21 protein-coding genes are annotated in these 25,497 nt (G+C 59.4%); 14 read left to right on the top strand and 7 right to left on the bottom strand.

Features of this window, described 5'->3' with window-relative positions; translation table 11 throughout:
- Positions 1 to 3 precede the first annotated feature (3 nt).
- From OLX72_RS18910 to OLX72_RS18890, 5 genes are all read right to left on the bottom strand, one after another.
- A complete protein-coding gene (locus OLX72_RS18910) occupies positions 4 to 1,248 on the bottom strand; it encodes a glycosyltransferase (RefSeq protein WP_433989319.1) in 1,245 nt (414 codons plus the stop codon).
- A complete protein-coding gene (locus OLX72_RS18905) occupies positions 1,245 to 2,570 on the bottom strand; it encodes a hypothetical protein (RefSeq protein ID WP_433989318.1) in 1,326 nt (441 codons plus the stop codon). Before OLX72_RS18905 ends, OLX72_RS18910 begins: the two co-directional genes overlap by 4 nt.
- Positions 2,571 to 2,779: 209 nt before the next feature.
- Positions 2,780 to 3,562 carry a glycosyltransferase gene (locus tag OLX72_RS18900; RefSeq protein ID WP_433989317.1) on the bottom strand — a complete coding sequence of 261 codons (783 nt, stop codon included), beginning with the start codon at positions 3,560 to 3,562 and terminating at the stop codon, positions 2,780 to 2,782.
- A gap of 2 nt (positions 3,563 to 3,564) precedes the next feature.
- The gene (locus OLX72_RS18895; RefSeq protein ID WP_433989316.1) at positions 3,565 to 4,233 is read right to left on the bottom strand and encodes an ABC transporter ATP-binding protein; all 669 of its coding nucleotides are present in this window, start codon (positions 4,231 to 4,233) and stop codon (positions 3,565 to 3,567) included.
- Positions 4,234 to 4,239: 6 nt separating this feature from the next.
- The gene (locus OLX72_RS18890; RefSeq protein WP_433989315.1) at positions 4,240 to 5,442 is read right to left on the bottom strand and encodes a capsule biosynthesis protein; all 1,203 of its coding nucleotides are present in this window, start codon (positions 5,440 to 5,442) and stop codon (positions 4,240 to 4,242) included.
- Positions 5,443 to 5,549: 107 nt separating this feature from the next.
- Here OLX72_RS18890 and OLX72_RS18885 point away from each other — a divergent pair, with 107 nt between their 5' ends.
- Entirely contained in the window at positions 5,550 to 6,344 is a 795-nt protein-coding gene (locus OLX72_RS18885) for an ABC transporter permease (protein WP_254684738.1), read from the top strand.
- 13 nt (positions 6,345 to 6,357) lie between these two features.
- Here OLX72_RS18885 and OLX72_RS18880 read toward each other — a convergent pair whose 3' ends face one another.
- Positions 6,358 to 7,221 (bottom strand): sulfotransferase, encoded by an 864-nt coding sequence (locus OLX72_RS18880; RefSeq protein ID WP_114869695.1) that lies wholly within the window; start codon positions 7,219 to 7,221, stop codon positions 6,358 to 6,360.
- Positions 7,222 to 7,581: 360 nt separating this feature from the next.
- Here OLX72_RS18880 and acs point away from each other — a divergent pair, with 360 nt between their 5' ends.
- The 12 genes from acs to OLX72_RS18820 all read left to right on the top strand — a co-directional run bounded on the left by acs (position 7,582) and on the right by OLX72_RS18820 (position 23,861).
- Positions 7,582 to 9,561: an acetate--CoA ligase gene (gene acs / locus OLX72_RS18875; RefSeq protein WP_433989314.1), complete on the top strand. Its 1,980-nt coding sequence runs from the start codon at positions 7,582 to 7,584 to the stop codon at positions 9,559 to 9,561.
- Positions 9,561 to 10,253 (top strand): adenylate kinase, encoded by a 693-nt coding sequence (locus OLX72_RS18870; RefSeq protein ID WP_114869697.1) that lies wholly within the window; start codon positions 9,561 to 9,563, stop codon positions 10,251 to 10,253. Before acs ends, OLX72_RS18870 begins: the two co-directional genes overlap by 1 nt.
- Positions 10,254 to 10,320: 67 nt before the next feature.
- On the top strand, positions 10,321 to 10,602 hold the full coding sequence (locus tag OLX72_RS18865) for a DUF4212 domain-containing protein (RefSeq protein WP_114869698.1): 282 nt from the start codon (positions 10,321 to 10,323) through the stop codon (positions 10,600 to 10,602).
- A gap of 4 nt (positions 10,603 to 10,606) precedes the next feature.
- On the top strand, positions 10,607 to 12,409 hold the full coding sequence (locus OLX72_RS18860) for a sodium:solute symporter family protein (RefSeq protein WP_114869699.1): 1,803 nt from the start codon (positions 10,607 to 10,609) through the stop codon (positions 12,407 to 12,409).
- 97 nt (positions 12,410 to 12,506) lie between these two features.
- On the top strand, positions 12,507 to 14,333 hold the full coding sequence (locus tag OLX72_RS18855) for a DUF294 nucleotidyltransferase-like domain-containing protein (protein WP_433989313.1): 1,827 nt from the start codon (positions 12,507 to 12,509) through the stop codon (positions 14,331 to 14,333).
- A 39-nt stretch (positions 14,334 to 14,372) separates the two neighbouring features.
- Positions 14,373 to 14,894, top strand: coding sequence for a hypothetical protein (locus OLX72_RS18850; RefSeq protein WP_114869701.1), 522 nt, complete (start codon positions 14,373 to 14,375; stop codon positions 14,892 to 14,894).
- 1 nt (position 14,895) lies between these two features.
- The gene (locus OLX72_RS18845; protein ID WP_114869702.1) at positions 14,896 to 16,302 is read left to right on the top strand and encodes a 3'-5' exonuclease; all 1,407 of its coding nucleotides are present in this window, start codon (positions 14,896 to 14,898) and stop codon (positions 16,300 to 16,302) included.
- A 193-nt stretch (positions 16,303 to 16,495) separates the two neighbouring features.
- Positions 16,496 to 17,461 carry an ABC transporter substrate-binding protein gene (locus tag OLX72_RS18840; RefSeq protein ID WP_114872184.1) on the top strand — a complete coding sequence of 322 codons (966 nt, stop codon included), beginning with the start codon at positions 16,496 to 16,498 and terminating at the stop codon, positions 17,459 to 17,461.
- Positions 17,462 to 17,583: 122 nt separating this feature from the next.
- A complete protein-coding gene (locus OLX72_RS18835) occupies positions 17,584 to 18,585 on the top strand; it encodes a quaternary amine ABC transporter ATP-binding protein (RefSeq protein WP_114872185.1) in 1,002 nt (333 codons plus the stop codon).
- Positions 18,582 to 20,549 (top strand): ABC transporter permease, encoded by a 1,968-nt coding sequence (locus OLX72_RS18830; protein WP_433989312.1) that lies wholly within the window; start codon positions 18,582 to 18,584, stop codon positions 20,547 to 20,549. Before OLX72_RS18835 ends, OLX72_RS18830 begins: the two co-directional genes overlap by 4 nt.
- Positions 20,536 to 21,423 carry a choline kinase family protein gene (locus OLX72_RS18825; RefSeq protein ID WP_114869703.1) on the top strand — a complete coding sequence of 296 codons (888 nt, stop codon included), beginning with the start codon at positions 20,536 to 20,538 and terminating at the stop codon, positions 21,421 to 21,423. Before OLX72_RS18830 ends, OLX72_RS18825 begins: the two co-directional genes overlap by 14 nt.
- Positions 21,420 to 23,861, top strand: coding sequence for a GcvT family protein (locus OLX72_RS18820; RefSeq protein ID WP_433989311.1), 2,442 nt, complete (start codon positions 21,420 to 21,422; stop codon positions 23,859 to 23,861). Before OLX72_RS18825 ends, OLX72_RS18820 begins: the two co-directional genes overlap by 4 nt.
- Here the strand turns inward: OLX72_RS18820 and OLX72_RS18815 are convergent.
- Positions 23,858 to 24,487, bottom strand: coding sequence for a class I SAM-dependent DNA methyltransferase (locus OLX72_RS18815; protein ID WP_114869705.1), 630 nt, complete (start codon positions 24,485 to 24,487; stop codon positions 23,858 to 23,860). The genes OLX72_RS18820 and OLX72_RS18815 overlap by 4 nt on opposite strands.
- A gap of 97 nt (positions 24,488 to 24,584) precedes the next feature.
- Between OLX72_RS18815 and OLX72_RS18810 the strand changes: the two genes are divergently transcribed.
- On the top strand, positions 24,585 to 25,493 hold the full coding sequence (locus OLX72_RS18810; protein ID WP_433989310.1) for a phosphotransferase: 909 nt from the start codon (positions 24,585 to 24,587) through the stop codon (positions 25,491 to 25,493).
- Positions 25,494 to 25,497 lie beyond the last annotated feature (4 nt).

Below are 25,497 nucleotides of genomic sequence, written 5' to 3'. Positions count from 1 at the left end.
CGCCTATCCTGCCCGCATCTTTGGCGCCCTGCGGGTTTTTTGCAAAAGCGGTTGAACCAGTTCTGCGAATTCTGCTGCCTGTTCGCCATAGCTGCGCACCGGATGGGCGGAACACGGGCCTATGCCGAATTCCAGTATGTTTTCGATCTGCGCCCTTAGCGCATCGGGATAAGGCCCGATGGGGATCAGCGCGTCGCGATCCACCGCGCCATGTTCCGTGGTGCCGCCACTATCGGTCTGGATCACGCGGATCCCGCGGCACAGCGCTTCCCTTATGGCCAGACCAAAGGTTTCCTTCCATTGTGAGAGAAACAGCAATACATCGATTTTTTCGTAAAACGCATCCAGTCCGTCCTGATCAAAGCGCGGATGAATCTGCCAGTCGCCGCCAATGGCTGCCAGATCATGGCCCTTCCACCACGACCCGTTCAGACTGCCATCAACCAGATGGCCACATAAGTTGGTCTGGGGCAGATCGGAAAACACCTGCCGTATCAAAGGCCAGCCCTTGATCTGCGAAGGCCCGCCCAGAAACCCGAACGCAACGCGGGGGTCGCGGGCGCGGCGCGCAGCCTGCCGCGCGAAAAAATCCGCTTTTGGCGCGGTCACGCCATTTTCCCAGACCACGCCCTTGCCCGGTGCAAATCCTGATTTTTCCGACAGATCACGCGCAAAGCGGCTGGGATAAGTGATCAGATCAACGTTCCGCGCGCGCCGGTGCAACAGATCCGAACGGAAACGAGCCGCCGCAGGGTGTTCCACACATCCGCGGCACACAGACGGGCGGATCACCTGCTGGCCGCAATACTGCCCGTCGGGGCGGATCATGAATTGCCGATCACAAAGCCACCAGAAATCATGCACACTCAGCACAACCGGCACATCGTTCAGCGCTGCGGCTTCGATTATTCCGGTGCCGATATCCTGCAGACAATGCGCATGCACCAGATCGGGTGCCAGCTGACCCATCAGACCCGCCAACAGGCTGGTGACCTGCGGATTATCGTAAAGCTGAGCGTAAGAGCGTTGTTCAGGCAGGTTGATCAGATAATTTACGATGCCGCGCGTTTCCGTTTTGATCAGCGCATAAGGCAGCAGATCGGCGCGCTGGCACACGGACACGGCTGTGATCCGCCATCCACTTTGACGGACCAGCGCCAGCGCGACCTCTTGCGCTACAATGGTCGCCCCCCCGTAGGCAAAAGGCGCAAAAAATACGTTGGCCAGCAGGATGTGCGGTACGTTCATCCCTGCACCCAGTCCAGCAGTTCCGGCGCGATCATATGGGGCATGGCCTTGCCCGACCAGCGCGTTTCAACAGCTTTTCTGGCGGCGCGGCCCATGGCACGGGTGGCGGATTTGTCATGCGCCAGACGGTTCAGCGCCGCGCACCACGCGCCCGCACCATCTGCGATAACTCCGGTTGTTTCAGGGACCACGACCTGTGCCATGTCGCTGACGGATCCTACGATCGCGGGCACGCCAACGGCCGCGGCATCCAGAACGCGCGCCGCACTTTTGCAGCGGTTGAACATGTCATCCGCCAGCGGCATGATCGCGCAGTCTGTCTGTGCAAGATGGTGCAGATAAGAGGCGTATCCGCTGAATTCATGCACCTCGACCCGGGCGCGCAGCGCCGCAGGCAGGCGGGATTTGTCAAAATGCCCCAACAGCACAAGAACGCGGGTGTCCGCCCCGTCCAGAAACGCGATCACATCGTCGCGGATCACATCAAAATCGGCCTCGTGCCCCTGTGATCCACTGGCAAAGGCAACACGGAACTGCGCCGAACCGGCACGCTTTTTCATGGCCAGTGCCATCGCCTGCTGGCCTGATTTCAGTGTGGATTGATCCGCAAAGTTACGGCGCAGGTAAATCGGGCGCGGGCAGTAAAACGCCGCATGTTGCGCCAGCGCGGGCGTGGAAACCGAGACGATATCGGCACCGTTCATCATGTCCAGATAACCCAGGGCCTGCGCAACGAACTGCGCCTGCAAGGCCGGCCCGACCACTTTCATGTTGCAGTAGCCTTCATAGGCCGACACCGAAAACAGCGGATCATCCAGATCATACAGCACCGGCAGGCGCAGACGCCGCGCCTCATACCGGTACATCGTGGTTTCGGCGGTTGCCGTCAGGCGGTATTCCATCAGGTGCGTTGTGTCCTGCAAGGCATGCACGCAGCGGGGCACATCCTGGTAATGTGCAAACACAACCTCGACATTTCGACCGCGCCAGAACTGGGCAAGCTGTTCGACGCGGTATTTGCGGCATTGCGGCAGATTCAGATCGCCGATCAGCGCGATCTTGCGCCGCCGCGATTGAACAGCGGGGGCGCGGGTTACATGAAAGGCATCCGATTGCGCCAGCATCCGCCACGTTCCCGTCAGGTAGTGCCCACCCTGTTCAGGCACATCACTTGCGATCGACGACACAGCACTGCGCCCGGTTCCGCGCCAGATCATGGTGGTATAAATACGCGCCTTTTCCAAGGCGTGCGCCAGCCCTTCGTGTTGTACCGTTGCACAGAATTTGCGCAAAAGGGACCAGCGGAACAGAGCGTTGATCATGCCGCGCGCCCTGTCATAACCAGCCCCACAGGGCCGCGAACCACATCATAACTGTACCAGCGCGGGTCTGGCGGTGAATCCCAAGCCGCCGCAACGCCCACAGACGGGCCGGCAGTGCGCGCCGACGCAGATCGCAGAATCCCTCCAGCACGATGCGGTTTGCCGGATGCAGCCGGTGCGCAGAGCGACGCAAGGCCGCGATATTCATGTCATTCCAGCACCGCACATCGCCGCGCGACAATTGCCCAAGTCGTGTCAGGCGCGCGCGCGGAGTTGTTGGCCCCGATCAGGTTGTGCCCGTGTTGGCGATAAAACACCAAGGCTGCCTTGTCGTGCAGAACCGTACCGCCAGCGCCTGTGACCAGCTGATAAATCCACCAGTCATGCATCACGATCCTGCCCGCTTCATGCGCCGCGGCGCAGACCAGACCGGACGCCGCAGGATTCAGAAGCAGCGTATGTCCGGCCGCGATATTCTGGATCAGCGCATTGGTAAATGCAGGGGGATGTGACCAGAGCGGTGACAGTTGTTTGGGGACAAGCGCGGCATCGGTAATCACCGATCGGCTGCAAAACAGGGCAGGGTTATCGGCCTGCTGATGTGACAATGCGGACAGGCCGGTGCGCAACCGGTCTTGCGCCCAGACATCATCCTGATCGCAAAACGCGATTGGGTGGCGCCCCAGCCCAAGGGCCGCGGCGCAGCGCAAAAGGTGCAGGAAATTGGCCGCCGGCCCCTGTTGCGGCCCGTCGACAAGAACAAGCGGATGGCCCGCATCCGCGAACCGGTGCAGGATCGCGCGGCTGTCATCACTTGATCCGTCATCACTGGCCAGAATGCGCCAGTCGGTATGGGATTGCGCCACGATACTGTCCAGTTGGGCCTGCAAATGGGACTGCCCGTTATAGACGGCCAACAGGATCACCACGGGCAAACCGGCTGTCGGCGCCATGTTCGCGAAACTGTCGTGCAGGGCGAATCGGGTGCACATATTCATGCCGCCACCCCGCGCGCCAGAACGGCTTCATGATGGTTCAGGGCTGTTTCGATATCATTGTGAAAGCTCAGCCGCCCCTGATCCAGCACCGCACCGCAGGTACAGATTTGCCGGATCATCGGGGTGGAATGAGACACGACAATCGCGCCGGCACTTGCACGCCGCGCTTCGAACACGGCGATGCTTTTCTTGCGAAATGCGCCATCTCCGACCGCAGTCACCTCGTCCATAAGATAGGTGTCAAACGGGATGCCCATGGCAATGGCAAAGGACAGCCTTGCCTTCATCCCCGCGGAATAAGTGCTGACCGGCAAATGCAAGTGCGCGCCCAGTTCGCTGAAATCATCGACAAAGGCAATCAGGTCCTGCGTGTCTGCCCCGTACAGGCGGGCCACAAACCGGGCGTTCTGCGCGCCCGACAGATCCGGATGGAAGGCCCCCGAAAACCCGATGGGATACGACACGCGTCCTGTTATGCGCACCTGTCCGGCACTGGGGCGCAGCCCGCCGGCCAGAATGTTCAGCAATGTGCTTTTGCCAGCCCCGTTGGCGCCCAGCAGCGCAATGGACATGCCAGAGGGAAAGACAGCGCTGATGCGGTCCAACACCACGTTTTGCTGTCCGCGCACACGGTATGTCTTGCTGACCTGATCCAGGATAATCATGTGCCGCTACCGTCTGTCATAAAGGCCGTAGCCCACCAGACACAGCACTGCCCAAAGCAAAAAAAACGCAGTGCTGCACGGCAAAAACCATTTCAGACGGGCGGGATATTCAGCTTTTTCCGCGCGTGTTGGGCGGATATGCGCGGCCAGATAGCGGCTTTGTTTGCGCGCGTCCGCCCGCGCGCTGTCATAAGATGCGAGGGCCGCCAGATAGGCACTTTCGGCAAATTCGCGGTCCACGATCAGGCCTTCGTATTCACCGATCAGGGTGGCAAATACGGTTTTACCCGGATCGCTGCCGCCCAGCCCCAGCTTGCGCCGTTCGGTCGCGATGCTTTTTTCAATCACGTCGATGCGCCGTTGCGCCCGCAGGATGCGCGGATCATCCTGCCCCGTCGTGCCCTGCAACAGGTCGACATCGATAATGGCCGTTGCCAGTTGTTCCTGAAGGGTGATCATCAGGCCCATCTGGTTGCGCGTGTCCAGCGCCGGATCGACAATCTGGGTACGGTTGCGAAAGGCCGTCAGATCCAGCCGCGCCTGTTTCAGACGTGCCGCAGCCGTGCCCAGTTCGCCGCGCGCATGTTTTATCGCATCCTCGCGCGCCTGCGCGGACAGCACATTGATCAGATCCTCGCACGCGGCCAGAACCGCCAGCGTCACATTCTGTGCATCATCGGGGGTAAAGGCCAGCACGTGCACGTCTATCAGGCCGGAAGCGGGATCATAGACCAGATCGACCATGCGCGCCCAATGGGCCACGACATCTTCGATGGTGCCGCGCGGGTCCAGCGCGAATACGGGATCCTTTTCATGGGAAACGCGTGACCAGATGGTGCGTAAATCCACCGCCTCATCCAGTTTGCGCACCAGATCCTGACTGCCCAGATAGGCATAAAGAATGTCGGTGTCCGATGCCGTTTGCGAGGGCAGGTCTGCCAGCCCGCCCAGCAGGGTTGCGGGCGGTGCAGGGGTTTCGCTGCGCACGGAAAACCCGACGGTCGAGGCATATTGATCGGCCGCGCGCCCGTAAAGATAGGCCGCAACCAGCCCCGCGGGGATACAGACCAGCAGCACGAAACTGACCAAAATGGCCCAGTGACGCCGCCGCATCCTGCCCGCACGGGCCAGAGGGCGCACCACGTGTCGAGCCGGAAATGCGAGCGGCCCATGATCCGTTGGTTGCAACAGAAGAGAAGGGTTGGACATGGTTTGTTAAGGCCTTGGCGCGAATGTTCTGCAAACCGCTTATCCGGCAAATGGGTTACATTTGTGTTGCCGGAATCTGCAAAACGTACATTTGCGAAAGGTGCGCCATGTTTTCGGAAAATCCGCGCCAGATGCGGTTGCGCATCAGCGCAGGCCGTGCGGTGATGGCCCTGATCCTGCGCGAGGTGGCAACTGTCTATGGCCGCTCGCCCGGCGGATATGTCTGGGCCGTGCTAGAGCCTGTATTTGGTATAGCACTGTTAACATTGATATTTTCGATAGGGTTTCGCGCCCCACCTTTGGGCAGCAGTTTCGCGTTGTTTTATGCAAGCGGTGTGCTGCCGTTCCTTGTGTTCACCGATCTGACGGCAAAGCTTGGCCAGACTGTGCCGTTTTCACGGGCCTTGCTGCGGTATCCGCGCCTTACACTGCTGGACGCGCTGATTGCGCGGCTGGTGCTGAACGGGATGATCCAGATCGTCGTAGGTGTGGTGGTTTTGTCGGTACTGCTTGGGCTGACCAACGCAGGCCCGGTCATATCCGCGGGCAGACTGGCGATAGCCTATGGGTTGGCCATTTGCCTTGGTGCCGGGGTCGGCACGCTGAACGCGGTCCTGAATGTGGCGGTTCCGGTCTGGCAATCCGTCTGGGCCATCGGCACGCGGCCTCTGTTCATCGTGTCCTGCGTGTTCTTTCTGTTCGATGCGGTGCCGCATCCTTACGGGGATATGTTGTGGTTCAATCCGCTGGTGCATGTCACCGGCATGATGCGCAGCGGCATTTACCCATATTATCACGCAGATTACGTCGCACCTGCCTATGTGCTGGCCTGTGCTGTGGTGCCTTTGATTGCGGGCTTGTTGCTGGTCCGTTGGCTGGATCGTGGCCGGATAATGCCCTGAGCCACAGGTCGCGTTACCCCCATTGCGGCGGCAGATCGAACCCTTCGGCGCAAATTTCGGATTTGATCCGCGTGATGTCTTTTTCGAAAATTTCAGCAAAGAAAGGCGGCATTGGATGAGTCACACTTTGCGTCGGGTGCCTGTCCAGTATCTTTTTTGGATAGGAATGGGGTGGAAGCGCCAGAAAACTTTCAATCTCGCGCAGGGCGGGGATCTGGTCTTCGTGCAGCGTTTCATAGAAGGTGGCGCGCCACGTTTCGCGATCCAGCCCGGCGCGCAGTGTGCGCAGAACACGGCCGTATTCCGCGTTTTGCCAGATGAATGGCTGGCGCACAAAGTCGGTATAATCACGCGGCCCCCATTTGGTCAGATTGTCGGCCTGGCCGGTGATCTGCAGATGGAACTTTGTATGGCTCCACAGCCGTTTCAGCGGGTCGCGCATGGTGAACAGAACCCGCAGCGTGGTGCACTGGCGCGCGATCTGTCGCCAGGCGGCGACAGGCAAATGCGCATTCAGGTTTGAAAAATCACAGGCATAGGCATGATGTGCCCGGGTTTGAAACAGGGACCGGTACCAGAAATCATCGACAGGATGCGAAAGATAGGCGGCCACCCAATGCAGGTTCATGCGGATCCGGTCGATATTCGCGTGATCGGGATCAAAGCGCAAAAGATACCGTTCGCGCGCCATATGCAGCCGTTTGCGTTCATTCAGAAGGTTGCTGTCCACATAACGGTGATAAAAATAATGGATTTCCTTTTCCGGTGTGAAATGCAGGTTCGGATGCTGATCCAGCACCGAATAGAGCCATGTCGTGCCTGCCTTCATTGCGCCGACACCCAGAAACAGGTTGCCAAACAATTTGTCCTGATCCATCGCGCGCCCCAGTGGTGATCGGTTAGGTGATCCGTCTGACCTGCTTATCCCGCGCCGGTTAAAAAGCCGTTTCCGCAAGAATGGCGGGTCCGGCATGAAAGGCTGCACTGCATTTGCCGCCCCGCAGGTTTTGACTTGCAAGGCGCTGAATTTGTTGATGTTTGGCAAATTGCCGCAGCAAAAATTTACAATAATGCGCGATTGCGGTGAAAATAATTACAAAATTAATGCGCATTTACAGATGGATAGTTGATGATTTGCACATTGTCTCTATGAGTTGTTTACAGGGGGAGAATTGCGGTTAGACGTTTTGTTTTGTCCGGCCCGCACCCCCGGATTGCAATCTGGAGGAGAAATGCGATGACTGACACACCCAATGTTGCCCAGGCCAAAGGGTCAGATTTCTCTCCGGATCCGGCGTTCGCTAAAACGGCCCATGTCGACGCGGCCCGCTACAAATCTCTCTACGAAGCTTCGATCAACGATCCGGATGCGTTCTGGGGTGAACAGGGAAAACGCCTGAGCTGGATCAAGCCGTTTACCAAGGTCAAGAACGTCAATTTCGATCTGGGCAGCGTGTCGATCAAGTGGTTTGAAGACGGGGTGCTGAACGTATCGGCCAACTGCATTGATCGCCATCTTGAAACGCGCGGCGACCAGACGGCGATCATCTGGGAACCCGACAGCCCCGAAGAAGACGCCAAGCACATCACCTACAAGGAATTGCATCGCAACACCTGCAAGATGGCCAATATTCTGGAAAGCATGGGCGTGCGCAAGGGCGACCGTGTCATCCTGTATCTTCCGATGATCCCCGAAGCGGCCTATGCCATGCTGGCCTGCGCCCGGATCGGCGCAATCCACTCCATTGTGTTTGCAGGGTTTTCACCCGATGCGCTGGGCGCGCGGATCAATGGCTGTGATGCAAAAGTTGTTGTTACCGCCGATTACGCCCCGCGCGGTGGGCGCCAGACACCACTGAAATCCAATGCCGATGCGGCGCTGCTGCACTGTAAGGACAGCGTAAAATGTCTGGTGGTGAAGCGCACCGGCGGACAGACCACCTGGACGTCGCGCGATTACGATTACAACGAAATGGCGCTTGAGGCGGACGACTATTGCGCACCCGCCGAAATGAACGCCGAAGATCCGCTGTTCATTCTTTATACATCCGGATCGACAGGCCAGCCCAAGGGCGTGGTGCACACATCCGGGGGATATCTTGCCTATGCCGCGATGACCCACGAACTGGTGTTCGATTATCACGAGGGCGATGTGTTCTGGTGCACCGCAGATGTGGGCTGGGTTACCGGGCACAGCTATATCGTTTATGGTCCGCTGGCCAATGGCGCAACCACGATCATGTTCGAAGGCGTGCCGACCTATCCTGATGCGGGCCGGTTCTGGGCCGTGTGCGAAAAGCACAAGGTGAACCAGTTCTACACCGCGCCGACCGCCATTCGCGCGCTGATGGCGGCAGGTGATGATCCCGTGAACGCCTATGATCTGTCAGACCTCAAGGTGCTGGGCACCGTGGGCGAGCCGATCAACCCAGAAGCGTGGAACTGGTATTACGACGTTGTCGGCAAAGGCAAATGCCCCATCGTGGACACTTGGTGGCAAACCGAAACCGGCGGCCACCTTCTGACTCCGCTGCCCGGCGCGACCAAACTCAAGCCGGGATCGGCACAGCAGCCGTTTTTCGGGATCAAACCCGTGGTACTTGATCCGCAAAGCGGTGTTGAGATCACCACCACCGCAGCCGAGGGTGTATTGTGTCTGGCCGACAGCTGGCCGGGGCAGATGCGCACCGTCTGGGGCGATCACGACCGGTTTGAAAAGACCTATTTCAGCGACTATAAAGGCTACTATTTCACCGGTGACGGATGCCGCCGTGACGCCGATGGCGATTACTGGATCACCGGGCGCGTCGATGACGTGATCAACGTCTCGGGCCACCGCATGGGCACCGCCGAAGTGGAAAGCGCGCTGGTGGCACATGCCAAAGTCGCCGAGGCCGCCGTGGTCGGCTATCCGCACGACATCAAGGGGCAGGGCATTTACGCCTATGTGACGCTGATGAACGGCGAAACGCCTTCCGAAGAACTCCGCAAGGAGCTTGAAGTTTGGGTGCGCACGGAAATTGGCCCGATTGCCAAGCCGGATCTGATCCAGTGGGCACCGGGCTTGCCCAAAACACGTTCGGGCAAGATTATGCGCCGTATTCTGCGCAAGATCGCCGAGGATGATTTTGGTAGTCTGGGCGATACTTCAACCTTGGCCGAGCCTGCCGTTGTCGATGATCTGATCGAAAACCGCATGAACCGGACGAACGCGTGATGGACGGGGCAAAAGCACCACAAACCGCGCCGGTCGTGATCCTGCTGGGCCCGCCCGGTGCCGGCAAGGGCACCCAGGCCCGTATGCTGGAAGAGAAGTTCGGCCTTGTGCAACTGTCCACCGGCGATCTGCTGCGTGCGGCCGTGGCTGCGGGTACGCCCGCAGGCAAGGCGGCAAAGGCGGTGATGGAAGCGGGCGAACTGGTCAGCGACCAGATCGTGATCGACATCCTGCGCGACCGTCTGGCCGAACCCGATTGCGCCAAGGGCGTGATCCTTGACGGTTTCCCCCGCACGACAGCGCAGGCGCAGGCACTTGATATCTTGCTTCATGCATCGGGCCAGCGGATCAATGCAGCCATCAGCCTGGACGTCGATGACGTGAAAATGGTTGTGCGGATCGCAGGCCGGTACACCTGTGCCGATTGTGGTGAAGGGTATCACGACACGTTCAAGACGCCGAAAACAGACGGTAAGTGCGACAAATGCGGCAGCACCGATATGAAACGCCGTGCCGATGACAACGCCAAGACGGTGATGTCACGGCTGGATGCGTATCACGCACAGACGGCACCACTTATCCGGTATTACCAAGATCAAAATACCTTGCAACGTGTGAATGCAATGGGCAACATCGATGCTATCGGACGGGACATTTCCGATGTCGTGAAGGGCGTAACAGCCAAACTGTGACCCGCAAGAGGGGCGCGTGTTGCGCCCCTCTTGCGCATCCTGAAAAACAAAAAGGAGGAGCGCCAAAATGGCGGATCAATCTACACACACCAAGGCGGAAAGGGACGGAGCCGGCTATTGGACTGCCAACGTCCGGATCATCACGATCAGCCTGATTATCTGGGCGCTCGTGTCGTTCGGCTTTGGCATATTGCTGCGTCCGATGCTGGCTGGCGTTTCAGTCGGTGGAACCGACCTGGGCTTCTGGTTTGCCCAGCAGGGTTCCATTCTTGTCTTTCTCGCGCTGATCTTTTTCTACGCGTGGCGGATGAACAAACTCGACCGTGAATACGGCGTAGAGGAGGACTGATCTGATGGACCAGTTTACACTGAACCTGCTGTTTGTGGGCGCATCCTTTGCGCTTTACATCGGCATCGCGATCTGGGCCCGCGCGGGCTCCACTTCGGAATTCTACGCCGCCGGTCGCGGCGTACATCCTGTTACCAACGGTATGGCAACAGCGGCTGACTGGATGTCCGCGGCTTCGTTCATCTCGATGGCGGGTCTGATTGCCTTTACCGGCTATGACAACTCGACCTTCCTGATGGGCTGGACCGGCGGATATGTTCTGCTGGCGCTTTTGCTGGCCCCTTATCTGCGCAAGTTCGGCAAATTCACCGTTTCCGAATTCATTGGTGACCGTTTCTATTCCCCAACTGCACGCCTCGTCGCTGTGATCTGTCTGATTGTGGCTTCGACCACATATGTGATCGGCCAGATGACAGGGGTGGGCGTGGCTTTTGGCCGGTTCCTTGAAATCTCGAACACGTCCGGTCTGTTGATCGGCGCGGCGGTTGTTTTTGCTTATGCGGTGTTTGGCGGCATGAAGGGTGTGACCTATACGCAGGTTGCCCAATATGTCGTTCTGATCATGGCTTACACCATTCCGGCCGTGTTCATTTCGCTGCAACTGACAGGCACGCCAATTCCGGCCTTCGGTCTGTTCAGCGAAGTGTCGTCTTCGACCGGTGGCGAAAGCAGCGTGTATCTGCTGCAAAAACTGGACCAGATTGTGACCGATCTGGGCTTTGCCAGCTATACCGAGGCGCACAAGGACAACCTGAACATGGTTCTGTTCACTTTGTCGCTGATGATCGGGACAGCGGGTCTGCCGCACGTGATCATGCGCTTTTTCACCGTTCCCAAAGTGTCCGACGCCCGTTGGTCTGCTGGTTGGGCGCTGGTGTTTATCGCGCTCTTGTATCTGACCGCCCCTGCGGTGGGTGCGATGGCTCGCCTGAACATCACTAATCTGATGTGGCCCGAAGGGACAAGCGGTGCGGCAGTTTCTGTTGAAACCATTGAAACAGCGCCAGAATACAACTGGATGTTGACGTGGCAGAAAACCGGCCTGCTGGACTGGGAAGACAAGAACGGCGACGGCAAGATCCAGTACTACAACGACAAGTCCGACGCGATGGCAGAAAAGGCTGCGGCAAACGGCTGGCAGGGTAACGAGTTGACCAACTTCAACCGTGACATCCTTGTTCTGGCCAATCCCGAGATTGCCAACCTTCCCGGTTGGGTGATCGGTCTGGTCGCGGCGGGTGGCCTTGCGGCGGCTCTGTCCACGGCGGCGGGTCTGTTGCTGGCGATTTCGTCTGCTGTGTCCCATGACCTTGTCAAAGGTGCGATCAATCCCGGCATCTCGGAAAAGGGCGAACTGTTGTCTGCCCGGATCGCGATGGCGGTGGCGATTGCTGTTGCGACATGGCTGGGCCTCAATCCTCCGGGATTTGCGGCGCAAACCGTGGCTCTGGCCTTTGGTCTGGCGGCGGCGTCGATCTTCCCGGCCTTGATGATGGGTATCTTTTCCAAGCGCGTGAACAACGTTGGCGCTGTGGCAGGGATGCTGGCGGGTCTGATCTTTACGCTGATCTACATCTTCCTGCACAAGGGTTGGTTCTTTGTCGCCGGCACCAACAGCTTCCCCGACACGGTTGACGGATCGCTGTTTGGCATCCAGTCCACTGCGATTGGTGCGGTAGGTGCCGTGATCAACTTTGCGGTTGCCTATGTGGTCTCGATGTCCACAAAAGACACCCCGCAAGAGATCAAGGATCTGGTCGAAAGCGTCCGTGTGCCTGCCGGTGCCGGTGCCGCTGTCGATCACTAAGCAAAACCAGCAGGCAGCCGGTTAAGGTTGCCTGCCTCAAGTCTGCCCTGTCCCGATCACATCGGGGCAGGGACACTCATTTTTCGGGAACTGCCCCATGCACGACGACGCGCTCGCCTTTTTATCCAACCTGCATCCCTACAGCGCGTTTCCGGCAGCTGTACTGGACAAAGTGGCAAAACAGGTAGAATGGCGCGATGTCGGCAAGAACGAAGCTGTCTATGCCTTGGGCGATCAGCTTGCCTGTCTTTACATTATTGCCAGCGGTAAAATCGCCGTCACCGACGCCAACGGCGTTCAGGTGTCGATGCTGGAACGGGGTAATTCTTTTGGCGAACGCGGTTTGCTGCGCGACGGTCTGGCGGCCACGTCGGCAAAAGCGGTCGAGGATGCCCGGCTGTTGTGTCTGCCCGCCGCGCTGTTTGACAGCCTGCGCGCCGAACAGGAACCGTTCCGACAGTTTTTTGATCGGAACCGCACCGGTGCCCGCGCATCCGCTGACCGCAAGTTTGATCTGACCAATGTGCGCGTTGAAACACTGATGATCCCCGATCCGGTGACGTGCACACCCGATACAACGCTGATTGAAGCCGCCCAGGCCATACGCGATCACCGCATTTCCTGCCTGTGCGTCACCGAAGGTGACACGCTTGTAGGTATCCTGACGGTGCGCGATCTGACCGGCAAGGCGCTGGCCGAGGCGCTGCCGCTTGACACGCCGGTGCGCAAGATCATGACACCCGATCCGCGTGTGTTGTCGCCTTCGGCCATCGGGTCGGATGTGTTGCATATGATGATGGAACACCGGCTGGGTCACTTGCCGATTGTCTCGGCGGGCCGTTTGGTGGGTATTGTCACGCAAACCGATCTGACGCGGTTTCAGGCCTCAAGCACGGCCAGTCTGGTTGCGGATGCCGCGCGCGCCACGACGGTGGACGATCTGTCGGGTATCACCGCCCGCATTCCCAACCTGCTGGTGCAACTGGTTGCAGCGGGGCACCGCCATGATGTGGTGACGCGTATGATCACTGACGTGGCCGATGTCGTCACACGCCGTCTGCTGGCGCTGGGCGAAGAAAAATTCGGCCCCGCACCGGCGCGCTATCTGTGGCTGGCCTGTGGATCACAGGGGCGGCAGGAACAGACGGGCGTGTCCGATCAGGACAATTGCCTGATCCTGGAAGACGGAATCGATAAGGAAACGCAAGCGTGGTTCGGCCCGTTCGCGCAATTTGTCAGCGACGGGTTGGACGCGTGCGGATATGTCTATTGTCCCGGCGACATGATGGCGACCAACCCGCGCTGGTGCCAGCCCGCAAAGGTCTGGCGCGACTATTTCAAGGGCTGGATTGCCCAGCCCAGCAAAGAGGCGCAGATGCTTGCCAGCGTGATGTTCGATCTGCGCCCCATCGGCGGAGATTTTAGCCTGTTTGCCGATTTGCAGACCGACACACTGCGCGCCGCATCGTCCAATTCCATCTTTACCGCCCATATGGCCAGCAACGCACTGACCCATGCCACCCCGCTTGGATTGTTGCGCGGCTTTGCCACGATCCGGTCGGGCGAGCACCGCAATACGATTGATACCAAGCTGAACGGCGTCGTGCCGGTTGTTGATCTGGGGCGGATGTATGCGCTTCAGGGACGGTTGGTGGTTGTGAACACGCGTGCCCGTGTCGAGGAGGCACTGGGCGCCGAGATTATCAGCCAGAGCGGCGGGCGCGATTTGCTGGATGCCTATGATCTGGTGGCGCAGACCCGTCTGGAACATCAGGCCAGACTGATCAAGCAGGGCAAGGCTCCGGATAATTTCCTGCCGCCCGCATCGCTGTCTGATTTCGAACGCAGTCACCTGCGCGACGCTTTTGTCGTGATCAAGACAATGCAATCTGCATTAATGCAAGGGCGGGGCATTCTGGGGTAGGAACCCCCGCGCCACACCCGGGAGGAGGGGAACGGCACCATGTTTTTTGAACTGATCGGCACATTCATGGCCGGTGCGACGGCGGCCCTGTTGGTTTGGGCCATCAATCGCGCGCTGAAAGGCCGCCTGCCATCCTGGCTGATGCCGGTCGCTGCCGGAGGTGCGATGATGATCGCCGCCATCACCAGCGAATACGGCTGGTATGCGCGCACAGCCGGCACCATGCCCGAGGGCATAATCGTGGCGCAAACCTTTGAAGAAAAAGTCTTCTATCGTCCTTGGACCTATATCAAACCCTATATCAACCGCTTTGTCGCTGTGGATCGGGCCACCATTCAGACCCACCCGCAACAGCCCGACCAACGTATTGTACAACTGGTATTGCATGGCCGTTGGGCGCGCATGGCCATAGTGCCGATGCTTTATGACTGCGCCGCCGGCAAACAGGCCGACATCGTCGACGGCGTCGAATTCGGCGCAGACGGGGCCGTGCTGAACGCACAATGGATCGATTTGCCCGCGGGCGATCCGATCCTGACGGCAGCCTGCAAGGAGGTGTGACATGAAGGACTTGAGCCTGCGGATTCGAGTCTTTTTGTTCTTTTGTCTCAGTGCACTGGGCGGCGTAGCTGTTGTATTGGGCGCGTTGTGGCTGGGATACCGTCAACTGGGTGATACCGATGGCTTTTCATCCTTTGTCACCTCTGCGGTCGCCGCCGGGTTCGGCCTTGTGGCGCTTGCGGTGTTTATCTGGCTTTTGTTCGATGAAAACGTCGCCAAACCGATCGAGGCGCTGGCCGCCAGCCTTCGGGTCGGTGCACAGGCGGATATCGGCGCAGCGATTGATCGTTCTGCCGCGCGCTATCTGGGCGATCTGGCCCCTGCGGCAGCGGCGGTGCACCAGAAACTAAGTGAAAGCAGCCGCACCGCCGAAGAAACCGTGGCCGAACGCACCGCGCGGCTGGAACGTGAAAAACAGCAACTGCTGAAAATCCTGTCGGACATTCCGACTGCCGTGATCGTGGCGCGCGCCGATCACCGGATCGTTCTTTATGACGGTCAGGCCGCCGCGCTTTTGGAAGCCGAAGCACCGCCAAGGCTCAATGCTTCGATCTTTGAATATCTGGATCAGGACGGGGTTGCGCAGGCCCTGCGCACGCTTGATGCGGAGAACCGGGCGCGCATGCCCGTTGTCCTGACCGGATTGTCGGGCCAGACCTATACCGGCCATATTCGCAAATTCGGCGCGCAGGACGGTTATACTTTGATGCTGGAACCGATGGATCCGGATGCCGAACGCCCGCTGTGTTATGATTTCGATCTGCTGGACCGCGCCGTATCTAACGATCTCAAACAAACCAGACTGCGCGATCTGACCTTTGTGGTCTTTGACAGTGAAACCACCGGCCTGCGACCCGACACAGACCGCGTTGTGCAACTGGGTGCGCTGCGCATCGTCAATTGCAAGCCGATCCCGGGCGAGGTGTTTGACACTCTGGTAAACCCGTCCATGCCGATCCCGCCCGCCTCGACCAAGGTGCATCATATCAGTGATGACATGGTCGCCGATGCGCCCGATTTTGCGCGGGTTTGCGCGGATTTTCACGTGTTTGCACGGGATGCGGTGATGGTGGCGCACAACGCGCCCTTTGACATGGCGTTTCTGCATCAGACCGGACGTGCAAACGGTTTAGCGTTTGATCATCCGGTGCTCGACACGGTGCTGTTGTCGGCTGTCGTCTTTGGCGGTTCGGCCACCCATACGCTGGATGCGCTGTGTGAGCGGCTGAATGTCACGATCCAAGACGATAAACGCCACACCGCCATGGGTGACGCCGAGGCGACGGCCGCCGTTCTGGTGCGCATGATTACCATTCTCGAAGCGCGCGGGATCGAAACGTTCGGCCAGATTCTGACCGAGATGCGCAAACACTCGCGTCTTCTGGAAGACCAGAACAAAGACAGCTGATACCGGTTTTGCAAGGCGCGCCAGCCCGCTGCATTCTCCCATTGGTCCGGAATCAAACAAAAAATCCATTGTTTGATTGACTCAAGCGCCCCTCGCGCGGCAGGCTTTAGCAAGGGTGTGCGAAATTCACAGACAAAAGCCGGAAAAAATCCGTGCGCGCACGCCCGTTATATATTTCTCAGGGGGTCTGACCATGAATAACAATTTGAAACCAGTATCGCTGATGCGCGCCGCAGTTGTGGCGTCTGCACTGGCCCTGTCGCTGCCCGCGCAGGCGCAGGAATCCAGCGATCCGATCAAGCTGACATTGCACGACTGGACCGGCCAGTTGATCACAACCCAGTTGATGGGATCGGTGCTGAAAGAGGCCGGATATAACGTAGAATACGTGCAGGCCGATTATCTGGCGCAGTTTGCGGGCCTTGAATCAGGTGATCTGCACATCGCAATGGAAATCTGGGAGACCACAGGCCGTGAAGCGATGGACGCGGCCACCGCCACCGGCAATGTGGTGAACCTTGGGCCAACCGGAATGCAGGCCAAGGAAGAATGGTGGTATCCCGCCTATATGGCCGAACGCTGCCCCGGCCTGCCCAATTGGGAGGCGTTGAAAGACCCGGCCTGCGCCGAAGCCTTTTCCACCGCCGAAACCGCGCCCAAGGGCCGGTATCTGGGCGGCCCCGTGACATGGGGCGGGTTTGACGATGAACGCGTCGAAGCGCTTGATCTGCCGTTCGAGGTGATCCATGCGGGCACCGATGCGGCCCTGTTTGCCGAGCTGGAAAGCGCGGTTCAGCGCGAAGCCCCGGTTCTGCTGTGGGTCTATGCCCCGCACTGGGCCCCGGCCAAATACGAAGGCGAATGGGTTGAATTCCCGGTCTATTCGGCCGAATGCTACAACGATCCGTCAGTCGGCCTGAACCCGGATATGGCCTATGATTGCGGCAAACCCTTTGGCGATATCTGGAAAGTGGCATGGTCGGGACTGGCCGACAAATGGGCCGGCGCCAAGATGGCCGTTGAAAAGTTCAACATCAACAATGATGAAATGGGTGCGATGATCACGGCTGTCGATCTGGACGGCGGCACTGTCGAAGGTGTCGTGGCCGACTGGATGGCAGCCAATGAAAGCCGCTGGAAAGACTGGATCGCAAACTGATCTGAGTTGACCTGATCTGATGCAAACCATGCCGCCCGTTTTGTACGGGCGGCAACCTGCCTGCGCCGGAGACCGCATTGACCAATACCACCAGGGCCGACCAGAACCGGCCTGACGCCCCCATGCTAGAATGTCGCAATGTCTGGAAACTGTTTGGCGCGCGGGCGGCCGACATTCTTGCCGATTTCGGACCTGACGCAAGCCTTGAACAATTGCAGGGCGCGGGCCTTGTTCCGGCGGTGCGTGCCGTTGATCTGGCCGTGCACACGGGCGAAATTTTTGTGATCATGGGTCTGTCGGGATCGGGCAAATCCACTCTTGTGCGCTGCCTTTCGCGCCTGATCGAACCCACGGCGGGCGAAATCCTGTTTCACGGGCAAAACCTGCTCAGCGCCTCTCAGGAAGAGATGACGCAGTTGCGGCGGCACAAGATGGGCATGGTGTTTCAGCATTTTGCCCTGCTGCCGCATTTGTCCGTTCTGGACAACGTGGCCTTTCCCTTGGAAATTCAGGGCATTTCACGCGCCGAACGCGAAGACCGCGCGCGCCGTATGATCGCGCTTGTCGGGTTGGAAGGGCGCGAGGCGGCCTATCCCCGCCAGTTGTCCGGCGGACAGCAACAGCGCGTCGGCATTGCCCGCAGTCTGGCCGCTGATCCCGAGTTATGGTTTCTGGACGAGCCGTTTTCTGCGCTGGATCCGTTGATCCGGCGTGAAATGCAGGATGAATTCCTGCGCCTTCAGGGCACGCTGAAAAAGACCATCGTGTTCATCACCCACGATTTTGACGAAGCAATCCGCCTTGCCGACCGTATTGCCATCATGAAGGACGGCATCGTGGTGCAGGCGGACACGCCCGAACAGATCGTTCTGAACCCTGCCACAGATTACGTGCGCGAGTTTTCACAGGCGGTGCCGCGCGCAAAGGTAGTGCGCGTGACATCCGTGATGGAACCGGCCGGAGCAGAGACACCGGATGCATCGGTTTCCGCCCGCGCCACAATATCCGAGGCGGCACCGCTTTTCCTGTCCGGCGCCAGCCTTTTGCGCGTCACAGATGCGAACGGCAAAACGCTGGGCCAGTTGCGCCGTGATGCGGTGATTGATCTGATGTTGGCGGGATGATGGCCGACACCGTCGATAGCCCGCCACTCTGGCGCGGTCTGGCCCTTTGGGGCGCGGTTCTGCTGGCATTTGTCGCGCTTATGACATGGGGCCCGACACTGCTGCCATGGGCGTTTGAATACCCCAAGAAGTGGGTTGTTCCCGCCGCGCGCTGGATTTCCGATTTCACCAAATGGCTGCTGAATGACGCCAGTTTCGGCCTTTTCACGTTTCGCGACCTGACGCGGTTCCTGTCCACGCTGGTGGACATCCCCTATCAGGCGGTGGCGGGCGTCTTGTCGGGCGGGATCGAGGCGGTGAACCTGCCGCCGCTGTCCTGGGTCGGGTTGATCGCCTTTGTCGGGTTGATCGGACACCGGCTTGGCGGATGGTCGCTGGCGCTGCTGGCGGCGGGGTGTTTCCTGTTCATCGCCGTATTCGGCCAGTGGACATCGGCGATGGTCACGCTGGCGTCTATTATGATCGCGGTGCCCATCGGGGTTGCGGGCGGCCTGATGCTGGGGCTTGCGGCCTATCGTTGGCGCTGGCTGGCGCGGGCGCTGCAACCGGTGCTGGATCTGATGCAGACCATTCCGGTTTTTGCCTATCTGGTGCCGATCCTGATCCTGTTCGGGTTCGGCCCCACGGCGGCCATTGTGGCCACAGTGATCTATGCCATGCCACCGATGACACGCATCACCATGCTGGCACTGGGCCGGGTTCCGGGCGAAATTCGTGATCTTGGCCATATGGTAGGATGTTCGCGCCGTCAGATGACGTGGCGGGTGATGGTCCCATCAGCCAAGGACGGGCTGATGGTTGGGGTCAATCAGGTGATCATGCTGTCGCTGAACATGGTCATCATCGCGTCGATGATCGGGGCGGGGGGCCTTGGCTTTGATGTGCTGGCGTCTTTGCGGCGGCTGGATTTCGGCGCCGGGCTTGAGGCGGGGTTTGCCATTGTCGCCTTGGCCATCGCGCTGGATCGGCTAAGCCAGGCGGCGGCGCAGTATACCGGTGTCGATGCGCCGTCCGGATATCTGAAATGGGCGCTGGTTCTACTGGCGCTGACCTTTGTTGCCGCGTTTCTTAGCCCCGCCTTGCAAACCTATCCCGATGCATGGGCCATATCCACCGGCGATTTCTGGTCGCGCGTTGTTGCTTGGATCAACGTCAATTATTTTGACACGCTTGAAGCGATCAAGAACACCCTGCTGCTGAACGTGCTGATCCCGACCAAGCGGTTTCTGGTGGGCTTGCCATGGCTGGGGGTGGCGGGCCTGCTGGGCTTTGTCGGCTGGCGGCTGGGCGGTGCGCGCCTTGCGCTGCTGGTGGCGTGTCTGACCATTCTGATCGCCGTGACCGGATTGTGGGAAAAGGCGATGATCACCGTTTATCTTTGCGGCATTTCGGTTGTTTTTGCCATGCTGATCGGCCTGCCCATCGGTGTTCTGGCGGCCGAAAAGGAACGGCTTTGGGTTGGGGTCAAGGTGGCGATAGATACGCTGCAAACGCTTCCGTCTTTCGTGTATCTGATGCCCGCTGTCATGCTGTTCCGCGTCGGCGATTTCACCGCGATGATTGCGGTCGTTGCCTATGCAATCGCACCTGCAATCCGGTATACGGCATTGGGATTGCAGGGCGTCGATGCCCGCCTGATCGAGGCAGGGCGCGCGATGGGCTGCACCGAATGGCAGATCCTGACGCGGATCAAACTGAAACTGGCGCTGCCCGAAATCCTGCTGGGGTTGAACCAGACCATCATGTTTGCCCTGTCGATGCTGGTGATCACCGCGCTGGTCGGTACCCGCGATCTGGGGCAGGAGGTCTATATCGCCCTGACCAAGGCCGATGCGGGACGGGGCCTTGTTGCCGGATTTGCGGTGGCGTTCATTGCCATCATCGCCGATCGCCTAATTCAGGCGGGCGCACAGCGGGCGCGGGCGCGGCTGGGGCTGGAGGACGGACATCATGACACTACCTGACAAAATTCTGGAATTGCCCTGCTGGTCCGGACCGCCGTCTGGTGCGCCATTGGAAGGCGGGCTGTCCAATGAAATCTGGAAGATCACGGATGATGCGGGCGATCACGTGGTACGCTTTGGCGCTGATTACCCGGTCCACCATGTGGACCGCGCCCGAGAGTTGATGAGCACGCGCGCCGCCCATGCAGCAGGGTTTTCCCCTGCGGTTGAATATGCGGCACAGGGTGTGATGGTAACTGGCTTTGTGCAATCGCGCACCTGGGACGCGGCAGACATGCGCCGCGATCCCGCGCGGGTGGCCGACCTGTTGAAACGCTTTCACAACACGATGGCCGCAAATGTATCAGGCACCGCCTATTTCTTCTGGGTGTTCCACGTCATTCGCGATTATGCGCGGACGCTGGCTAACGGCAACAGCCGTTTCGCCGCTGACTTGCCCGGCTATCTGGAGCTTTCAGGGCAGTTGGAAGCAGCGCAGGTGCCATTGCCCATCGTGTTTGCCCACAATGATCTGCTGCCCGCCAACATTCTGGAAGACGATACACGCCTGTGGCTGATTGATTACGAATATGCCGGCTATTCCACGCCGATGTTCGATCTGGCCGGTGTGGCCTCGAATTCTGAAATGGAACCCGAGGCCGCGCAGGAATTGCTGACGCACTATTTCGGGGCCACCCCTGACCGGGCGATGGTGCGGGCCTTTGACGCCATGCAATGCGCATCGCTATTGCGTGAAGCGATGTGGGCCATGGTATCGGAACTGCACCTGAACGCACCGGGCGTTGATTATGTCGCCTATGCGCACGAAAATCTGGAACGGCTGGCCGCGGCGCGCGACCGGTATTCTTCATTATATGGAAAAGACGTATCATGACCCTTCCCAGTCACGCACAGGTTGTTGTTATCGGTGGTGGCATCATCGGATGTTCCACGGCCTATCACCTTGCCCGCGATCACAAGGCCGATGTCGTCCTGCTGGAGCAGGGCAAACTGACGTCGGGTTCAACATGGCATGCGGCGGGGCTGGTGGGGCAGTTGCGGTCTTCCGCGTCGATCACCAAGGTGCTGAAATACTCGGTCGATCTGTACAAGCAGCTTGATGCGGAAACCGGTCTTGATACCGGCTGGAAGATGACCGGATGTTTGCGGCTGGCCACAAATCCGGATCGCTGGACCGAATACAAACGTCTGGCCACCACGGCGGGATCGTTCGGCATGGACATGCACCTGATTTGCCCGGACGAGGTGAAAAAGATGTGGCCGCTGATGGATGTCAGCGATCTGGTGGGCGCAAGCTGGTTGCCGACTGACGGGCAGGCCAACCCGTCCGACATCACCCAAAGCCTGGCCAAGGGCGCGCGCATGCATGGCGCGAAACTGCATGAAGGGGTGCGTGTGACCGGATTTGACATGGACGGCGACCGGATCACCGGGGTGCAAACCAGTCAGGGCACGATCAAATGTGATCGCGTGGTCAACTGCGCCGGTCAATGGGCGCGCAAGGTTGGCGCAATGGCGGGCATCACCGTGCCGCTGCAACCGGTAAAACATCAGTACATCATCACCGAAGCGATTGACGGTCTGTCACCGGATGCCGCCACACTGCGCGACCCTGACCGGCGCACCTACTTCAAGGAAGAGGTCGGCGGGCTGGTCATGGGCGGATACGAACCAGACCCGCAACCCTGGGTGCTGGACGAGTTCGGCGGTGACGTGCCTGATGACTGGGAATTCGGCCTGTTTGACGATGACTATGATCATTTCGCCCAGCATCTGGAACAGGCGATCGAACGTATTCCGGTGCTGACGCAAACCGGCGTAAAACAGATGATCAACGGATCGGAAAGCTTTACGCCGGATGGCAATTTCATTCTGGGGCGGGCACCGGAATGCGCCAACATGTTTGTCGGCGCCGGGTTCAACGCCTTTGGCATCGCATCAGGGGGCGGAGCCGGTTGGGTGCTGGCCGAATGGGCCATGACGGGCGAGGCACCGCTTGATTTGTGGGTGGTCGACATCCGCCGGTTTTCGGACATGCACAAAGACCGCAAATGGGTTTGCGACCGCACGCTTGAGGCCTATGGCAAACACTACACCATCGGTTTTCCGCATGAAGAATACACATCAGGCCGCCCGCGCATCCTGTCGCCGCTATATGAGCGTCTGAAACGGCAAAACGCGGTGTTCGGATCGAAACTTGGCTGGGAACGGCCAAACTGGTTCGCCCCGGACGGTATGGCGCCGCAAGATGTCTATTCGATGGGCCGCCAGAACTGGTTTGACGCGGTGGGGCAGGAACATGCCCATGTGCGCAATTCTGTCGGCGTCTTCGATCAATCCTCGTTCGCCAAATACGAGGTGTCGGGCAGCGATGCACAGGCCGCGCTGGATTGGGTCTGTGCCAACAACGTCAGCAAACCGGTCGGGCGGCTGACCTATACCCAATTGCTGAACTCGCGTGGCGGGATCGAATGCGATCTGACGGTGGCGCGCATCGCCCAAGACAGGTTCTATATCGTGACCGGCACCGGGTTTCGCACCCATGATCTGGGCTGGATCGCCGATCATATCCCTGCGGGTGACGTCAACCTGCAAGATGTGACAGAAGACTGGGGCACGCTGTCCTTGATGGGGCCAAAGGCACGCGATGTGTTGGCCGCCGTGACATCTGATGATGTGTCAAACAGCGCCTTTCCGTTCGGGCATGTGCGTGATCTGGACATTGCCGGCCACAAAGTGCGGGCGCTGCGCGTCACCTATGTGGGCGAACTGGGGTGGGAACTGCATATCCCGATCGCGGCAACGGGTGCGGTTTACGATGCGCTGATGGCAGCGGGGCAGGGTATACGCCCTGTTGGATACCGCGCGCTGGAAAGCCTGAGGCTGGAAAAAGGCTATCGTGCGTGGTCATCCGATATCACACCAAATGACACGCCATTTCAGGCCGGTCTGGGGTGGGCCGTCAAGATGAAGGGCAACACGCCGTTTCTGGGCCGCGAGGCTTTGAGCGCGGCAGCGGGCGAACCGCTGGGCAAACGATTTGTCGGGTTTACGCTGGATGATCCCGATGCAGTCCTGCTGGGGCGTGAAACCATCCTGCGAAACGGCAAGCCGGTCGGGTATCTGACCTCGGGCGGATATGGCTACACGGTGGGCAAAAGTATCGGCTACGGCTACGTGCGCGCGGATGACACCAGCGATGATGCACTGCAAGCGGGCGATTATGCGTTGATTGTGGCCGGGGAAACCCTGCCGGCGCAGATCGGATTGCGCTCGTTCTACGATCCGGAGGGCACCCGCATCCGTGCCTAAAGCACGCGAAATGCGATGGCCCGGCTGGGGATGGTGCCGACCTCACCCGGCATCGATGCATAGGGCGCGGTTTCGTCCAGCATTTCGATCTGGCCGTTGCCCACCAGTTCATCTATCCGCAATTGGAAGCCGCCGTTCCACAATGTATCCTTGACGGTGATCACGATCACCCCGCCGATGGCGCAGATGCGGATCAGCTCATCCAGCGCCTCGGCCCCGACATGGCCGGTGGTGAACACGCCGGTCGAAACGATCCCGGCATAGGCTTCGTCCTCGAAGGGTAAAATACCCCCCAGTGCCAGCTTGTGCAGGGCGCGGTAGTGGCCTTTTTGCGCGGCGCGCGCCAACATGCCTTCGGAAATATCCAGACCGTCCACCTGCGGATAACCGACAATGCCAAGCCATTCGCCCATCAGCCCCGTGCCTGCACCGGCATCCAGCAGCGGTGTTTCCCCCTTGGGCAGAAACCGCGTCAGCAGCGACAGCGCGACCGACGGATGACGATACCCCGCAACCGACATTTCCGCGTCATAGGTTTCGGCCCAGCCATCATAAAGTGCCGCCACATCTTCGGGGGTTTGCGCATCGTAAACCGCGCCCAGATGCCCGTCATGTTTGCCCGTCATGCCTGCCCCCGTGTTATGTGATCCGATCTGTCGGCTTGCCAATCCAATTCCATCGCGCGACAAATATCAAATGAAGAATGCACAATTCGGGGGACCCATGACCGATCTCAAGGCTTTGATGAACAAAATTCCGCAGCTTCAGGGCCATGACGGTCCCGTGGAACGGATGGGCGGGCTGACCAATGTTGTGTACCGTGTGGGCGACTATTGCCTGCGCGTTCCCGGCGAAGGCACCGAAGAATACATTGATCGCAAGGCCGAAGCGGTGGCCGCCCAGGCGGCCGCAGACGCGGGTGTGTCGCCCGAACTGGTTTACGCCGATCCTGACAGCGGTCTTATGGTCACGCGGTTCATTGACGGGGCCACAACGATGACGCCCGATTTTTTTGCGCAGGCCACCACGGACGGCAGCCATGCCGTTGTCGGTCGCGCCGCCATAGCGCTGCGTGATCTGCATCAGTCCGGCGCCGTGTTCCAGGCGGACTTTGAACTGTTCGCGATGATTGATGATTATCTGGGCCTGCTGTCGACCAAGGATGTTGATCTGCCGGACGGCTATCACGACGTGGTGGCCGAGGCCGAAACCATCCGTGCCGCGCTGGCCAGAAACCCCGCGCCGCGCGTGGCCTGCCACTGCGACCCGCTGTGCGAAAACTTTCTGGATACCGGCGCGCGCATGTGGATCGTGGATTGGGAATATTCCGGCATGAACGATCCGATGTGGGATCTGGGCGATCTGTCGGTCGAGGCCGGATTGAACGATGCGCAGGACGGCGCGTTGCTGTCGGCCTATTTTGACGGGCAGGTGCCCGCGAACGATCATGCGCGCATGGTGATCTACAAGGCGATGTGCGATCTGCTTTGGACGTTGTGGGGGCTGATCCAGCTGGCCAATGAGAACCCTGCCGAAGATTTCCGTGCCTACGCCGATGGCCGCTTTGCCCGCTGCAAGGCGCTGATGGCGCGGCCTGAATTCGCCGCCCATGTGGCCACGCTGAACGGATAGCGCA

It is taken from the genome of Sulfitobacter sp. TBRI5 (assembly GCF_051013555.1).
GTDB lineage: Bacteria > Pseudomonadota > Alphaproteobacteria > Rhodobacterales > Rhodobacteraceae > JL08.
Note: the sequence above shows the minus strand (reverse complement) of the source record. Positions and strands in the feature narration are given on the sequence as shown.

Excerpts from the sequence above, each read along its gene's own strand:
- OLX72_RS18910 (WP_433989319.1), bottom strand. The coding sequence starts at position 1,248 with ATGAACGTACCGCACATCCTGCTGGCCAACGTATTTTTTGCGCCTTTT.
- OLX72_RS18905 (WP_433989318.1), bottom strand. The coding sequence starts at position 2,570 with ATGATCAACGCTCTGTTCCGCTGGTCCCTTTTGCGCAAATTCTGTGCA.
- OLX72_RS18900 (WP_433989317.1), bottom strand. The coding sequence starts at position 3,562 with ATGTGCACCCGATTCGCCCTGCACGACAGTTTCGCGAACATGGCGCCG.
- OLX72_RS18895 (WP_433989316.1), bottom strand. The coding sequence starts at position 4,233 with ATGATTATCCTGGATCAGGTCAGCAAGACATACCGTGTGCGCGGACAG.
- OLX72_RS18890 (WP_433989315.1), bottom strand. The coding sequence starts at position 5,442 with ATGTCCAACCCTTCTCTTCTGTTGCAACCAACGGATCATGGGCCGCTC.
- OLX72_RS18885 (WP_254684738.1), top strand. The coding sequence starts at position 5,550 with ATGTTTTCGGAAAATCCGCGCCAGATGCGGTTGCGCATCAGCGCAGGC.
- OLX72_RS18880 (WP_114869695.1), bottom strand. The coding sequence starts at position 7,221 with ATGGATCAGGACAAATTGTTTGGCAACCTGTTTCTGGGTGTCGGCGCA.
- acs (WP_433989314.1), top strand. The coding sequence starts at position 7,582 with ATGACTGACACACCCAATGTTGCCCAGGCCAAAGGGTCAGATTTCTCT.
- OLX72_RS18870 (WP_114869697.1), top strand. The coding sequence starts at position 9,561 with ATGGACGGGGCAAAAGCACCACAAACCGCGCCGGTCGTGATCCTGCTG.
- OLX72_RS18865 (WP_114869698.1), top strand. The coding sequence starts at position 10,321 with ATGGCGGATCAATCTACACACACCAAGGCGGAAAGGGACGGAGCCGGC.
- OLX72_RS18860 (WP_114869699.1), top strand. The coding sequence starts at position 10,607 with ATGGACCAGTTTACACTGAACCTGCTGTTTGTGGGCGCATCCTTTGCG.
- OLX72_RS18855 (WP_433989313.1), top strand. The coding sequence starts at position 12,507 with ATGCACGACGACGCGCTCGCCTTTTTATCCAACCTGCATCCCTACAGC.
- OLX72_RS18850 (WP_114869701.1), top strand. The coding sequence starts at position 14,373 with ATGTTTTTTGAACTGATCGGCACATTCATGGCCGGTGCGACGGCGGCC.
- OLX72_RS18845 (WP_114869702.1), top strand. The coding sequence starts at position 14,896 with ATGAAGGACTTGAGCCTGCGGATTCGAGTCTTTTTGTTCTTTTGTCTC.
- OLX72_RS18840 (WP_114872184.1), top strand. The coding sequence starts at position 16,496 with ATGAATAACAATTTGAAACCAGTATCGCTGATGCGCGCCGCAGTTGTG.
- OLX72_RS18835 (WP_114872185.1), top strand. The coding sequence starts at position 17,584 with ATGCTAGAATGTCGCAATGTCTGGAAACTGTTTGGCGCGCGGGCGGCC.
- OLX72_RS18830 (WP_433989312.1), top strand. The coding sequence starts at position 18,582 with ATGATGGCCGACACCGTCGATAGCCCGCCACTCTGGCGCGGTCTGGCC.
- OLX72_RS18825 (WP_114869703.1), top strand. The coding sequence starts at position 20,536 with ATGACACTACCTGACAAAATTCTGGAATTGCCCTGCTGGTCCGGACCG.
- OLX72_RS18820 (WP_433989311.1), top strand. The coding sequence starts at position 21,420 with ATGACCCTTCCCAGTCACGCACAGGTTGTTGTTATCGGTGGTGGCATC.
- OLX72_RS18815 (WP_114869705.1), bottom strand. The coding sequence starts at position 24,487 with ATGACGGGCAAACATGACGGGCATCTGGGCGCGGTTTACGATGCGCAA.
- OLX72_RS18810 (WP_433989310.1), top strand. The coding sequence starts at position 24,585 with ATGACCGATCTCAAGGCTTTGATGAACAAAATTCCGCAGCTTCAGGGC.